This window comes from Desulfofustis glycolicus DSM 9705, from assembly GCF_900130015.1.
GTDB classification, from domain to species: Bacteria; Desulfobacterota; Desulfobulbia; order Desulfobulbales; family Desulfocapsaceae; genus Desulfofustis; species Desulfofustis glycolicus.
In genome coordinates this window covers 133201-147882 of the sequence record NZ_FQXS01000001.1, presented here as the reverse complement: position 1 = coordinate 147882, position 14682 = coordinate 133201, and the positions used below count along the sequence as shown (strand labels likewise).

Genomic DNA, 14682 nt, shown 5'->3' with positions numbered 1-14682 from the left:
CAGAATGGCATGACAACAACAATCCAAGACAGAGCGCAAGGGGCCATACTTGGAGCATTCATCGGTGATGCCTTGGGGCTCGGCCCCCATTGGTACTATGACCTCGACGAGTTGCGAGCCGATTATGGGGAATGGATCGATGACTTTGCCGATCCCATGCCGGGGCGATACCATGATGGATTAAAGGCCGGTCAGCTTTCCCAGTCGGGGTATATCCTGACCATGATGATTCGCTCTTTGAATGATTGTGGTGGTTATGATGAGAGCGATTTCTGTAAACGGTTGGATGAGGAGCTTTTCCCGAAGCTGGACGGCACGCCGATGAGCGGTCCCGGAGGGTATACCAGCCAATCGATACGAGAAATCTGGCGGCAGAGGACCATTCACGGGATAGACTGGCAGGATACCGGCAGCAACGCAGATACCACCGAAGCCATCGAACGTACGCTGGCCATTGCAGTACGCTATGCAACCCGCCCTTCAGACCTGGCCGCAGCTATTGTCAGTAACACCGTGCTAACCCAAACGGACGACACGGTCCTTTCAATGACGGTAGCCTTCGGGGCGGTACTGAGTGCGCTTGTCCGGGGACGCCCGTTTGACGCCTCATTGTCGACCGAGTTAATGGAACTGGTGAAAAATGGAAATTTACCGTTCCACGCCGTCACCAGTGACAACCTTCAGCCACCCAAACAGGGTTCCCCCGATCCGCCGAGAGCAGGCCGGTTTGCCTCGCCGGACGCATTGCTGACACCGTCTTATATGGCTGCAGCAGCACGTGATGCCGATATCCGGATAGAGCCGGCCTGGAAAGTTTCGATAGTCTACGGTATGCCGTGTGCCATTTATCATCAATTACCGGCAGCATATTACCTTGCGGCTCGGTTCCACAACGATTTTGAGTCCGCTGTTCTTCATGCCATCAATGGCGGCGGTCAAAACCAGGCGAGAGCAATTTTGACGGGAAGCCTGGTCGGTGCCCAGGTCGGGTTGTCACACATTCCAAAGCGTTTTCTGCGTGGGCTTGAGAACTATTCAGAATTGCTTGAGTTGGCGGAAAGATTGGCCAACAGCATACCTTCTGTTCATGATTGATTTCCAGGGTCGGCGCCCCAGATCGTTGCTGCACAAAGGCTTGCTGACTGCTGCGCCCATCTATCTCTCTCCTGGACGAATATATAACCGTTTGGCGACCAGCACAAAGAGACGATCGGGACGCTGGGATGGGCTTCCTCAGGAAAGCGGCAATCCATAATTGTCTGGCAGCTTCTTCCGGGTTGTTTCTCGCAACGTGATCCATCGGGAGAGTCACTCATTTTTACGCTTATTCTTGGATGTTATGGTTCTGAAAGAAGATTGTGCTGATTGACGAAATCTTCCTTATGTGGTATATAATCTTCTTGTAATGTGCCATGGGAAGTATGGCGCGGCGCTAGCCTTAACCACCCCCATAGCTGGGTGAGCCGACCCTTTCGGTCTTCGAGCGGGACGTCCGCTCACAGGAAGTGGAGGGTGTTATGTTTCTCTTGAGTTCTGCTATGCTTTGCGGTGCCGTGGTCTTGCTTTTTCTTACCTTGTTGCAGTATCGTAATCCGAATCAAACCTTTTTAAAACGACATGAGTTCATGGAGGTTTCCCTAAGCCTGTTGTTGACCGGTCTTTTCACGTTCGGCTTCATCGGCCTGTTTCTGCACCCCGTTTCCATGATTGATCTCGTCGGGGCTGCTGTCATGATGGCCGCAACCGTTGTTTTTTTCAAAGTTTTGAAGATAAAAGACCGCCTTGCAGTGTATGACGTCGAGCAGAAACGCGGCCAGGTGGTTATCGGCGATTTTCAGCCCACTACTCCGGCCAACAAGCCTGGCCCTTCCTATCGCAAGGCTGCGTAACACCAAGTGACAAAGGAATGGAAACCGGTGGAACAGTATCTCTCCGGGTACTTATTCAGGCCGACTTGCCTATTTGAGGGTGATCAGTCTTTGAACGTTCAGGGTTTGGGGTATAGAAAGCCATAGCTTTCCAGTATCGTTTCAATAACTCAAATATTCACATAACGCTGATGTACCGGGAGCAAACCCGGTGCATCAGCGTTTCTCGTTTCGGTCCTCCCGTCTATCTTGATTGCATCTTCGCCGGATATGCGTTTCATTGGCTGAGAAGCGCCGTGGGTGAATATCATACTGGCCATAAAATCACCGCCGGATTCCGCGCTTGATTGGACATGCCCTATCCTGGCTCGATCTCCTGCAGGGTTAGTCGTTTGCAAAGCCCACTGACTGTAACTGGCGGGTGAGAGGGCGATTCGTGATCCTGTCAGGAGAGTGCCCTATACTCGTATGACTTTTGAAAAGGAGTTTTTCACGTGAAAAACCGGGCTCTTCCAGTACTGATGTTCACTGCCATATCTTCCTGCATTATCGTGCCCGCTTATGCCGGCACGGCAAATGGTTCGGCGTTACCACTCGTTCAGCCTGCCACGACAGATGTCGTGTTACTGGTTTTTTACATTTGCCTGGCCTTGATCGTCTCTTTTCTCTGTTCGATCGCCGAAGCGGTGTTGCTCAGCGTCACTCCGTCCTATATCGAGAGTGAGAGACGCATCCATCCCATCCGCGCCGCCCTGCTCAAGAGATTGAAACAGGATAATGTCGATCAATCGCTGGCAGCGATCCTCACCCTCAACACCATTGCCCATACTGCCGGGGCGATTGGTGCCGGAGCAAAGGCTGCGGTGGTTTTCGGCAGTGCCTGGTTCGGCCTGTTTTCGGTGGTCATGACGCTATTGATTCTATATTTCTCGGAGATCGTTCCAAAAACGATCGGCGCGGTTTATTGGGCACGGCTTGCCGGACCGGTGGCCTATTTTGTCAGGGGACTGATAGCCGTTCTTTATCCGCTGGTTTGGGTCTCCGAGCGGTTGACCAAGGTGATTGCACACGGCCAAACCGTCCACATCTTCAGCCGGGAAGAGTTGCTGGCCATGGCTCGAATCGGCGAACAATCGGGCCATATCAATACGAAAGAGTCTCGAATCATTCAAAATCTGTTTCGCTTCAACGTATTGTTTACCGGTGATATCATGACGCCACGCACCGTCATCTCCGCTCTTCCCGAAGGTCAGCAGATCAACGATTCAATCGAATTTTTGACCCACACGCAATTTTCACGCATCCCGCTGTTTAAAGAGGATATTGACGATATTACCGGATTTGTACTGCGGGATGATGTTCTGCTGAAAAATTCACAAGGGCAGGGAGATGAGGCGCTTGCAACGTTGAAACGAAACATCCATGTCGTCCCGAATACAATGCCCCTGTCGATGCTCTTTGATTGTCTGCTTGAACAGCGACAGCATATTGCCATTGTCGTCAATGAATACGGAGGGACCGAAGGGCTCGTGACGCTCGAGGATCTGGTGGAGACGCTGATCGGCGCTGAAATAACGGATGAGCTCGATAAGGTCGAGGATATGCGGACGCTGGCCAGGCGATTGTGGAAGGAACGAGCGCAGGCCTTAGGAATCGCGGTAGATGAGTCTGTACGTTAAGGTGCAGATGTATCGTTTTATCCGTGTCGAAGCGATAGTTCGCCCAGATAGGCCGCTCCCCACAGACCGCTTTCCTCGTTTTCCAGCAGATAGACCGGCAATCGAGATAGCAGCTGGCCCATGGTCGGTGAATCGGTGAATTCCCGACGGAATTCTTCGTGGGTAACGATTGTTGGCGACTTCGCCGCAACACCGCCGGCAATGTAGAGTCCGCCCTGGGCGAGAACCTCCAGGGCAAAATCCCGACAGACGCGACCATAAAACCGTGCGGCCCAGGCCAATGTCTCAGAAGGTCCGGTAAATCGAACCGTTACCTGCTCAGGGGAGAGATCTTCACCCGTCAGAAACCAGTGGAGATAGCGCAGTCCGCGTCCGGAAACCACCAGATTGCCGGTGATGTGGTGCTGACCGCTGTTTTGCTGGTAAAAGCGCTGAAATGCACATTCACGTTCCCCGATAAAGGGGAAATAAGCGTGTCCGCCCTCGGAGGGGAGCGCCAGCGCGGTAGTATTCTCCTGCGGCACCAGAATCGCCTTGCCGAGTGCGGTGCCGGCACCGAGCACGCCGACCGTGCCGCCGCTCACCGGCTCTCCGGGTATGATAACCCGAGCGGTTTGGCCAACAGGCGAGGAGCAGGCATAGGCCTGGGCAACAAAATCGTTGATCAGTTCCACGCGCTGCGCGTCGGCGCGATCCTGCGGCCGGGCGAGGTCGATATCCCAGTCGATATTCGGCGGGTTGCAATACCTTCCCTGCCGGACCGGCCCGGCAACCCCGATAACGGTTATATCGGCCGTTGCCGGAGTCAGCGGGAAGTTGCTGTCTGCCAGTTGTGTCAGCAGCTTTGCAAAAGAGTCGGCATCTTTTGTCGGCAACCACCGGCTGGTTAGCAGGGACAGGGGTTTGCCGTCGGACTTTTGGAAAACGGCAAACCGGCTGTTGGTGCCGCCAATATCGGCGGCCAGAATCGATTTCATATCGTTATTCCTCGGTGTTTTTTCCCCAAGACTGTTGCGTACCTTTCTAGGACCTGATCGAGCCTTGTTTTTCCTGCAAGCGATTCCATAGCCGATGGTGCAGGCTTTCCCGGTCCCGCCAGGGCGACAGGATTCTTCTCACTCGATAGCAAGGATGTCATGATCAAACGTACAGGTGCCTGACGCGATAACCACCGGCAGTATGTTGATTGTTAGCAGATAACGCGAAATTGTCCAGACCTTGCTTCATGTCCGAGAGTGTTCCAGCAATATTCCCCAGGAACTGGTCTATACTATAACATATAGTGTTAATAGGAGATTGTTGAGGCTAATTGCTCGCAAGAGGTTTTCCGAACCCACCTCGGGGAACAGGTTGGCATACTTGTTCCTTTTTTTGATTTTTCAGGGGTACAGTGTTGAAAACAGACTTGACTCCGGCGAGAGCGTGCCGATTGTAATAATAAACCGAACGGTCTGTTTATTGGGAGATCATCATGGCACATAAAGGCGAATTAACCAGGGCAAAAATTATCGATCAGGCGACGCAGGTCTTTCATCGCAAAGGTTTCCTGTCGACGACGATCAATGATCTGCTGGCGGCGACGGGAACCACCAAGGGCAATCTCTATTTCCATTTTTCGGGTAAGGAAGCGGTTGCCGCCGAAGTGCTGAGGAAAGCCCACGAGCGGTTCAGGCACTTTCTTGAAACTTCGTTGCAGGGCCCGACGCCGGGCACCAGACTGGAAAATTTCTTTCGCCAGGCCCTCGAGCGGAATCGCGATAAAGGGTTTGTCGGCGGCTGCCTGTTCGGCAATACAGCGCTTGAAGCCAGTGATAATGCTCCGCAGCTCGCTGCGTTGGTTGCCGATGTTTTTACCGAGTGGATTGAAAGCCTGCAGGAAACTATTGCAGCGGCGCAGGCTTCCGGAGAGGTGCGCAGCGATCTGGCGGCGGCGGATCTGGCCGGCTTTGTGGTCAGTGCACTGGAAGGCGCGATTATGTTGTCCCGACTGAACAAACGAGAAGAACCGCTTGTCCACGTTTTGGACACCCTGCGCCGCATGCTGGATCTGAAGGTAGCTGAGTCGCCGGTAATAATCAGGCATTCGCCGTCTGCCCGCAGGCGTGCCGTCGGGGAAGAAGGATGAGGTGGCACATGCGACAGGCGCTCGGAGACCGGCTGGTGCATGGTAGTAATTGTGAGAGACACCTTCCGCTTTGTCATTTTCAGGAAGGCATGGATGCCCGTACCCAAGTGCCGCTAGATATCCGTCATTCGAGAGGGAGATAACCATGTCAGCTCGTTGGAGCAAGTTACTTATTATCGTTGGGATCGCCGTGCTGGTCGGGCTGTTTTTCGCTCTCGATCTGCATCGTCATCTGACGCTGGCCGAATTGAAGGAAAAGCAGGAACTCCTGCAGTCGTACCTGATGGAACACTGGTTGAAGACCTTCGGCGGCTATTTCCTGCTCTATGTTACCGTGGCCGCGCTGTCGCTTCCCGGAGCGGCGGTGATGACCCTGGCCGGCGGCGCGTTGTTCGGCTTTTGGTGGGCCCTTCTGATCGTCTCCTTTGCCAGCAGCATCGGCGCGACACTGGCATTTCTGGTCAGCCGCTTTTTGCTGCGGGACTGGGTGCAGGCGCGTTTCGGCGATCGGTTGAAAGCGGTCAATGAAGGGGTTGCCCGGGAAGGCGCGCTCTATCTGTTCTCTTTGCGATTGGTACCGATCTTTCCCTTTTTCGTGATCAACCTGGTCTTTGGCCTGACGCGGATGTCGGCCCGAACCTTTTACTGGGTCAGCCAGATCGGTATGCTGGCCGGTACCGCGGTCTATGTCAATGCCGGTACCCAACTTGGCAGGATAGACAGTCTTTCCGGCATCCTGTCCCCCGGGGTGCTCCTCTCGTTCGTGCTGCTGGGCCTGTTTCCGCTGATCGCCAAAAAAACTTTGGATTTTTTCAAAAGCCGGGCCGTGCTGAAGCAGTATCCCAAGCCCGAACGGTTTGACTACAACCTGGTGGTGATCGGCGCCGGCAGTGCCGGCCTCGTCTCCAGCTATATCGCCGCGGCCGTCAAGGCCAAGGTGGCGCTGATCGAAAAACACAAAATGGGTGGTGACTGTCTCAATACCGGCTGTGTGCCGAGCAAGGCGCTGATTCGTTCAGCGAAGATGGCCGCCTATCGCCGTCGTTCCACCGAATTCGGCCTTGGGGCAGCTGAACTCGATGTCGATTTTCCGGCAGTGATGCAGCGGATTCAGCAGGTCATTGGCACCGTCGAGCCGCACGATTCGATCGAACGCTATACGAGTCTCGGCGTTGAAGTCATCACCGGCGAGGCGCGGATCACCTCTCCGTATACCGTCGAAGTGGACGGGCGGGTGCTGACGACCAGAGCGATCATCGTCGCTACCGGGGCCGTACCGTTTGTGCCGCCGATCCCCGGCCTGGCCGAAGCCGGTTATCTGACCTCCGACAGTCTCTGGGAGTTGCGGGAAAAACCGGAGCGGCTCGTCGTTCTCGGCGGCGGCCCGATCGGCTCCGAGATGACCCAGGCCTTCGCCCGGCTCGGCTGCCAGGTGACCCAAGTGGAAAAGGGACCGCGCATTATGCCTCGGGAAGACCCGGATGTCTCCGAATTGGTTCGTGAGCGCTTCACGGCCGAAGGGGTAACCGTGCTGGTCGATCATGCCGCCACCGAGGTTATCGTTTCAGATGACACCAAGATCCTTCTCTGTGAACATCAGGGCCGGCGCGTGGAGATCCCCTTCGACCAGATTCTGGTTGCCGTCGGCCGTCGACCGAGCGTGAAGGGGTTTGGTCTGGAAGAGCTCGGCGTGCGCATCGGCTCCTCGGGGACCGTCGAGGCCGATGGTTTCCTGCGCACCTCTATCCCGAACATCTATTGTGCCGGGGATGTTGCCGGACCGTACCAGTTTACCCATACCGCCGGCCATCAGGCCTGGTATGCCGCGGTTAATGCGCTGTTTGCCGGTATCAAGTCGTTTCGGGTCGATTACCGGACTATTCCCTGGTCGACGTTCATCGATCCCGAGGTCGCCCGGGTCGGCCTGAATGAAACCGAAGCACACCGGCAGGGTGTCGCTTTCGAGGTCATCCGTTACCGTTTCGAGGAACTCGATCGGGCGATTGCCGACGGGGAGGAGCGTGGCTGGATCAAGATCCTGACCAAGCCGGGCAAGGATAAAATCCTCGGGGTGACCATTGTCGGTCCCCATGCCGGGGACCTGATCGCCGAGTACGTGCTGGCCATGAAACATAATATCGGCCTCAACAAGATCCTCGGGACGATCCATATCTACCCGACCCTTGCCGATGCCAACAAGATGGCAGCCGGCGCCTGGAAGCGGGAGCATGTGCCGCACGGCCTGCTGCGCTGGGTGGAACGGTTCCATGCCTGGCGACGAGGATAGCGAGGATACATTATGAGAACAACATCGAAAACGATGACGAAAACACACAACCGCGACGAAAAGGTAATCCTGATCCTTGACGATCATTCGGCCCGGTCCCGGAAAATTTCCGAGTATCTCCAGTCAGCCGGCTATCAAGTGGTACCGGCTGCCGACCGGAAAAAAGCGCTGACGCTGATCAGGCGGCAGGTGTTCGATCTGGCCGTTATCAACGATCAGCACAACGGCGAAGACGGTTTTCTGCTGATGGACGAGTTGCGTGAGACGCAGCACGGCCTGCCGACGATCATCGTTGCCGGCCAGGGAAGCATCGAGCGGGCGGTCGAGGTGATGAAACACGGTGCCTGCCACTACCTCGTTGGGCCGGTGGACGGTCCGCAGCTGGCCGGGCAGATCGAGCAGTGCCTGGGATTACGGCAAAAGGAACCGGTTGGTCGACCGAAACCGTCGAGCCCGCAGCCTGAGTTGGCGCCCTCCTGTGCCAGGATTATCGCTCACAGCGATGTTATGAAGGACGTATTGGCCAAGATCGGCCAGGTCGCCGTATCCGATGCAAATGTCTATATCGAAGGGGAGAGCGGTACCGGAAAAGAATTGGTGGCGCGCTGCCTCCACGGGGCCAGTCGGCGCAAAGACGGGCCGTTCATCGCCATCAACTGTGCGGCGATACCCGAGAACCTGCTGGAAAGCGAGTTGCTGGGTTACGAGAAGGGGGCTTTCACCGGTGCCGATGGCCGGCGTGACGGTTTGTTTGCCCAGGCGCACGGCGGCACCTTTTTCCTCGATGAGCTGGCGGAGTTACCGCTGTCGATGCAGGCTAAATTGCTCCGCATTCTCGAAGAACGCGAGTTCTATCCGCTCGGCAGCAACCGTAAGGTAACTGTCGATGTCAGGATTATCGCCGCCTCCAATCGGCGGCTGGAGCAGCAGATGAAAGAGGGGCGTTTCCGTGAAGATCTCTATTACCGGGTACGCGTCATCCCAATTACTCTGCCGCCGTTGCGGGAGCGAAAAGAGGACATCCTGCCGCTGGCCCACTATTTTCTCGAGCAGTTCAGCAGGGACAGCGGGAAATCGGTGCAGCATATCGCGCCGGCTGCGGCCCGGAAATTGATGGCCGCGGATTGGCCTGGCAATATCAGAGAGTTGGAGAACACCATCGAGTATGCCGTGGCGCTGGCGGACGGTGACACGATCACGCCGGAACTCGTCAGCGGTTCGCTGTCTGCGGAAAACGATACCCCGCCACTGCGTCACGCCAAGGCGGACTTCGAGAAAGATTACCTGATCCAGATCCTCGAACGCCACCGGGGCATCGTCAGCCGGGCGGCGAGCGAGGCGGGCAAGCACCGCGCCGATTTTTACGCGCTGCTGCGCAAACACAACTTGTCTGTTAATGATTTCCGGACGAATTAGTTGGCGGTGATCGGTGACCGATCAGGTCGCAGCGCACCAGCCGGCGGCAGGGCCGGCCAGCCCTTTCAACCGCGACGCCGATTTCCATTGCTTTTTGTGACTTCCCATCATGGGGGTTAGAGCCGGGCAACACCGAGAAAAAGGGCATGCAGGCTGACCGCTACGGCCAGAAAGACGGCCCGGGCCGCCGTATCTCCGAGGCCCGGGAAGGTGTAGTGAAGATGGTTGTCCGGGCAGGCGGAGATGCAATCGCCGCATAGCGAGCAGGTGAAGCCCGCCCTCCTTCCGGCAAGATCCGCCGGCGTCAGTGCGTTGTAGCGGCAGACGCGGGAGCACCGGCCGCATTGATTGCAGCCGTCGTGGATCTTGATGCGCCACGGGTTGATCCTGCCAAACAGATCGGCGAGCAGGCCCATCGGACAATAGGTGAGGCAGTGGGTCATCGTGCCGGTCCGGCGTGACCAGAGGACCATCAGGCCCACACCGACCAGACCGAACCCAGCCGCCAGCACTGCCGCAGGGGGTGCCGCCATACCGATTCGACCAAGGATCAGCGCCAGGCCGAGAACGGCAATGCAGATCAGCCAGCGCATCGCCCGCGTCCAGCTCGGCAGCGGTGTCGCCCGCCTGTTGGCCGTGGCGGCCAGGTTGTCCCAGGAGCCAATATAGCAGAGATAACTGCACCAGGCGGGACCGACCAGGATGACGGCTGCACCGAAGAGGATGATCATAAAGAGCCCCTCGCCGCGAAAGATCGGGCCGGCGGCGATCAGGGCGGGAACCGGCAGGTGCAGGGCGCCGGTCATCAGGAATTTCTCCAGGCCGGCCAGGCCGAGCAGCAACTGGGCAAAGAAGACCACGGAAAAAGCGGTCCAGATGATGCGACGCCAGCGTGCCGACTGGGCGGTGTCGAGCATGACGGTGGTGATCAAGGCGGCATAAACGCCCAGCAGAAAGATCGCGACCCAGCCGCCTCCCGGCAAAAAACGGTCGACCAACAAGATGTCGAGCGAGCTCATCTGCCGGGCCAGAGACAAGCCGCCCACCGTCAACAGAAACGCGCCGCCCGGCGCCAGGTTGTCGGCCGATTTCAGCTGCATCGCCCGGCGCAGGTTCCACCCCCCCGCGACAAAACAGATCAGGGTTACCGAACCGAGGATTATCGCCAGACGCAGCCAGGGCAGCCCGAGCGCCAGCCGCTGTTGTGCCAGCTCGACGGTGATGCCGACCCAGAGAAATGTCCCGAAGCCAAGCAGGCCGGCCAGTGCGGAATACGTCCAGGGCCACGGAGAAACGGCCAGCCCGATCCCGAGCAACCAGAAGCAGGCGTCGTTGATATCACCCGTACGCAACGCGTGGGCACCAAGCAAAAGCAGGGAGATAACGGTCAGGATACGGGGTATCATCGTCTGGTTCTGTTTCGGGTTATGGTGGATACGATGACGGTTGATAGTAGCTATGATACTTCGAAACATCTCTTTTTCTTTGACTTGAATCAAAATCTCTCGGGATAAGGTGCGGTCGTTTTGCCGGAAGTATCTTTCCGGCAGCTGTAAAAAATAATCAATTTCGCAGGCAGCTCTGCCTATCTTTCTGATAGATCCGATTTTTTTCGAAAAAATACCATTATTGTCTGGTTTTTATTCGGCAAAGGAAAAAATCGGAATCTTGACATACGTCAATCATTGTTCGACAATTATCCATTACCATCGAAAGAAGAGCTCACGTAACTGGGCTCAAGAAACGACCCGGTTTCTCCGTTGATTATGTGTGCCGACCATCGCACTTGGTCTCCGGGAGTCGTATTTGTCAGCCCAACAAACCCGAAAAGGAGGAGTGATCATGTTTTGTTTCCAGTGTCAGGAAACGGCCAAGAACACCGGTTGCACCATTAAGGGCGTCTGCGGCAAGCCCGAAGAGACCGCCAATCTCCAAGACCTGCTGCTCTTCGTTCTGCGCGGCATGGCGGTGTACGGTGAAAAACTCAAAGAGATGGGAAAAGCGGACCACAGCAATGACGACTTTGTGCTGCAGAGCCTGTTTACCACCATTACCAACGCTGCCTGGGATGACGAGCGATTTGTCGCCCGTATTGAGGAGGCACTCAGCCGCCGGGACAAACTGCGGCAGACATTTTTGAGTGCTTACAAGGAGAAGTATGGTAGCGATTTTGCCGGTGAGTTGCCGGATGCGGCCATATGGAGCGAAGGCAGCTCTTCGTTTGTCGAAAAAGCGAAATCGGTCGGTGTGCTTTCTACAGTCAATGACGATGTCCGCTCCTTGCGCGAAATGCTGGTTATCGGCCTTAAGGGTATTGCCGCTTATGCCGAACATGCATCAGTCCTCGGGTATCGCAAACCGGAAATCGACGAGTTCATGTTTGAGGCCTTGGCTTCGACCACCAAGGATCTGTCGGTCGACGAGATGATCGCGCTGGTGATGAAAGCCGGAGAAACAGCGGTGACCACGATGGCCCTGCTCGACGAGGCCAACACGAGCACGTATGGCGCCCCGGAGATCAGCGAAGTCAATATCGACGTCGGTACCAACCCCGGCATCCTGATCAGCGGGCATGACCTCAAAGACATGGAGGAACTGCTCAAGCAGACAGAAGGTAGCGGCGTCGATGTCTATACCCACGGTGAAATGCTACCGGCCAACTACTATCCGGCCTTCAAGAAATACCCGCACTTCGTCGGCAACTATGGAGGCTCCTGGTGGCGTCAGGTCAGCGAGTTCGAGTCGTTCAACGGCCCGATCCTGTTGACCACCAACTGCCTGGTACCATTGCGTAAAGACAGCACCTACCTGGATCGACTCTATACCACAGGGATCGTCAGCTATCCCGGGGCGAAGCATGTCGCCGACCGGCCGGCCGGCAGGGCCAAGGATTTCTCGGCATTGATCGCCCAGGCCAAAAGCTGCGCGTCGCCCACCGAACTGGAGACAGGAAAGATCGTCGGCGGTTTCGCCCATAATCAGGTTCTGGCCCTGGCCGACAAGGTAGTCGATGCGGTCAAGTCGGGGGCGATCAAGCGCTTTGTGGTCATGGCCGGTTGCGACGGTCGCCAGAAATCGCGTGGTTACTACACCGAGGTGGCGGAGAATCTGCCAAAAGACACCGTCATCCTGACTGCCGGGTGCGCCAAGTATCGCTACAACAAGCTCAATCTCGGTGATATCGGCGGCATACCCCGGATACTCGACGCCGGCCAGTGCAACGATTCCTATTCGCTGGCGGTGATCGCGTTGAAACTGAAAGAAGTATTCGGTCTCAGTGATATTAACGAACTGCCGATATCCTACGATATCGCCTGGTACGAGCAGAAGGCGGTAGCCGTGCTGTTGGCCCTGCTCGCCCTCGGCGTCAAGGGTCTCCGGCTCGGCCCGACACTGCCGGGATTCCTGTCACCGGCCGTGGCCAAGGTACTGGTGGAAAAATTCGATATCAAGCCGATCGGCACGGTGCAGGACGACATCGCCGCGATGATGGCCGGCGCCTGATCATTCCATTTTCTCTGAGTAGGGTTGAAGGATCGCCTTCGCCCTGCTCAGGTAGCTGATTTGAGTCTACACGACATTCCCAACGCGGCAGACCCATAAAGCCAAAACGCCAGTTCCGAAATCTGTGTCCAGCAAGTCTCAATATTGGTCGATATAGTCCCAAGCCAGGTGCAGGGCGACGTTGTAGTCGGTCTGCAGGCCGTCGGTGCCGAGCAGGTCGGCATAGCCCATTGCCAGCATCTGCCGCCTGATGCCCACCGCCTCGCGGACCACCAGGATCGGTTTGATCTGCTGGCTTTTCAGGCGATCGATCATTTCGCTCAGCGCGAACAGGCCGGAGAGGTCGAAAAAGGGGACATCGAGACAATTGATGATGACCACCCTGGTGCCGATCAGCGTGCTGACCTGTTTCTGCATCTTGGCGGTGGAACCGAAGAAAAAGGCGCCCATCACCGAGATGGTGCGGATCTGGTAATCGGTTTCTTCCTCAAGGCTTTTTTCGAGATCGCGTTGCCACTCGTGGTGGGGCACTCCCATCACCTCGATCCGTGCCTGGTTGGCGAGTCGGTAGGTGATCATCAGCGAGGCCAGTGTAACGCCGACGCCGACAGCAACGATCAGATCGACGAAGACCGTGAAAAAGAACACAGTCAGCATGACCAGCAAGTCCTGGCGCGGGATGCGCTTGATCAGCCGCAGCAGCCGGTAATCGAGGATGTCGACGCCGACCTTCATCAGGATGCCGGCCAGTACCGGCAGCGGAATCAGCGAAGCGAAGGGGCCCAGGCCGAGCAGCACGGCCAGCAGGAAAACGGCGTGAATCACGCCGGAGACCCTGGTCGTTCCCCCAGTCTTGATATTGACCACGGTGCGCATTGTCGCTCCCGCCCCGGGCAGGCCGGCGATGAGTCCGGCGGCCATGTTGCCGAGACCCTGGCCGAAGAGTTCCCGGTTGGAATCGTGCCTGGTCTTGGTCATCGAGTCGGCGACCACCGAGGTCAGCAGCGAATCGATGGTGCCGAGAATGGCCAAGGCCACGGCCAGGGGCATGATCTTGGGCAGTAGCTCCAGCGGGACGAGGGGAAGGCCGAAATGGGGTAACCCCGAGGGGATCTCTCCGATGGTCGCCACCGGCCAGGGCAGAATCAGGGCAAGACCGGTGCCGGCTAGCAGCGCAATCAATGGTGAGGGGACGACGCGGGAGATCGGTGCCGGAGTGAAAAAGACGATGATCATGGTGATCAGGGCAAGCAGCAGACTGGCCGGGTTGATGGCGGCGATGGCCGCGGGTAGCTGGAGTACCGCGGTCAGCGGCGAACCGACGGCCGGATTGCCGAGCAGTGGATGCAGTTGAATGAGGATGATGATCACTCCGATACCGCTCATAAATCCGGAGATGACCGGGTACGGGATATAGCGCACGAAGACGCCGACTTTGAGGAAACCGAGCGCGATCTGCATCATACCGGCAAGGAAAATAACGGCAAAAACGGGCGAGATGTCGCCGGCAAACGAGGTGATGGCGGCGGCGACGATAACCGTCATCGGACCGGTGGGACCGGAGATCTGTGAGGGAGTTCCGCCGAAGAGCGCAGCGAGCAGGCCGAGGGCGATGGCGCCGTAGAGACCGTTGACCGCGCCGAGACCGCTGGCCACGCCGAAAGCCAGCGCCAGAGGCAGCGCGACGACGCCGGCGGTCAGGCCGCCGAAAAAATCTCCTTTGAGAAGGCGAAGGGAGTATCGTGTTTCCATAGAGCGGCTCTCGGGCAGATTGATCGCTTGTGTTGTGCATCGGGCCATGCG

The 14682-nt window shown here is 57.0% G+C and carries 10 protein-coding genes; 7 read left to right on the top strand and 3 right to left on the bottom strand.

Annotated elements, in window-relative coordinates; all coding sequences use genetic code 11:
* Positions 1–9: 9 nt before the first annotated feature.
* From BUC26_RS00670 to BUC26_RS00660, 3 genes are all read left to right on the top strand, one after another.
* Positions 10–1095, top strand: coding sequence for an ADP-ribosylglycohydrolase family protein (locus tag BUC26_RS00670; RefSeq protein ID WP_073372902.1), 1086 nt, complete (start codon positions 10–12; stop codon positions 1093–1095).
* Between the two features lie 422 nt (positions 1096–1517).
* Complete coding sequence (locus BUC26_RS00665) at positions 1518–1889, top strand: hypothetical protein (RefSeq protein ID WP_143165867.1); 372 nt, start codon at positions 1518–1520, stop codon at positions 1887–1889.
* 473 nt (positions 1890–2362) lie between these two features.
* Positions 2363–3547 (top strand): CNNM domain-containing protein, encoded by a 1185-nt coding sequence (locus tag BUC26_RS00660; RefSeq protein WP_244155747.1) that lies wholly within the window; start codon positions 2363–2365, stop codon positions 3545–3547.
* A 17-nt stretch (positions 3548–3564) separates the two neighbouring features.
* Here the strand turns inward: BUC26_RS00660 and BUC26_RS00655 are convergent, their stop codons facing one another.
* A complete protein-coding gene (locus BUC26_RS00655; protein WP_073372900.1) occupies positions 3565–4524 on the bottom strand; it encodes a glucokinase in 960 nt (319 codons plus the stop codon).
* A 494-nt stretch (positions 4525–5018) separates the two neighbouring features.
* Between BUC26_RS00655 and BUC26_RS00650 the strand changes: the two genes are divergently transcribed.
* From BUC26_RS00650 to BUC26_RS00640, 3 genes are all read left to right on the top strand, one after another.
* On the top strand, positions 5019–5672 hold the full coding sequence (locus tag BUC26_RS00650; protein ID WP_073372899.1) for a TetR/AcrR family transcriptional regulator: 654 nt from the start codon (positions 5019–5021) through the stop codon (positions 5670–5672).
* A 145-nt stretch (positions 5673–5817) separates the two neighbouring features.
* The gene (locus tag BUC26_RS00645; protein ID WP_073372898.1) at positions 5818–7959 is read left to right on the top strand and encodes an FAD-dependent oxidoreductase; all 2142 of its coding nucleotides are present in this window, start codon (positions 5818–5820) and stop codon (positions 7957–7959) included.
* A gap of 12 nt (positions 7960–7971) precedes the next feature.
* On the top strand, positions 7972–9375 hold the full coding sequence (locus tag BUC26_RS00640) for a sigma-54-dependent transcriptional regulator (protein WP_084540356.1): 1404 nt from the start codon (positions 7972–7974) through the stop codon (positions 9373–9375).
* A 116-nt stretch (positions 9376–9491) separates the two neighbouring features.
* Here the strand turns inward: BUC26_RS00640 and BUC26_RS00635 are convergent, their stop codons facing one another.
* Complete coding sequence (locus tag BUC26_RS00635) at positions 9492–10850, bottom strand: 4Fe-4S binding protein (protein ID WP_208609670.1); 1359 nt, start codon at positions 10848–10850, stop codon at positions 9492–9494.
* A 367-nt stretch (positions 10851–11217) separates the two neighbouring features.
* On the opposite strand from BUC26_RS00635, the gene hcp reads away from it, so the two are divergent.
* Positions 11218–12879 carry a hydroxylamine reductase gene (gene hcp / locus BUC26_RS00630; RefSeq protein WP_073372896.1) on the top strand — a complete coding sequence of 554 codons (1662 nt, stop codon included), beginning with the start codon at positions 11218–11220 and terminating at the stop codon, positions 12877–12879.
* Positions 12880–13017: 138 nt separating this feature from the next.
* On the opposite strand, the gene BUC26_RS00625 is transcribed toward hcp, so the two are convergent.
* On the bottom strand, positions 13018–14631 hold the full coding sequence (locus BUC26_RS00625) for a SulP family inorganic anion transporter (protein ID WP_073372895.1): 1614 nt from the start codon (positions 14629–14631) through the stop codon (positions 13018–13020).
* Positions 14632–14682: the final 51 nt, after the last annotated feature.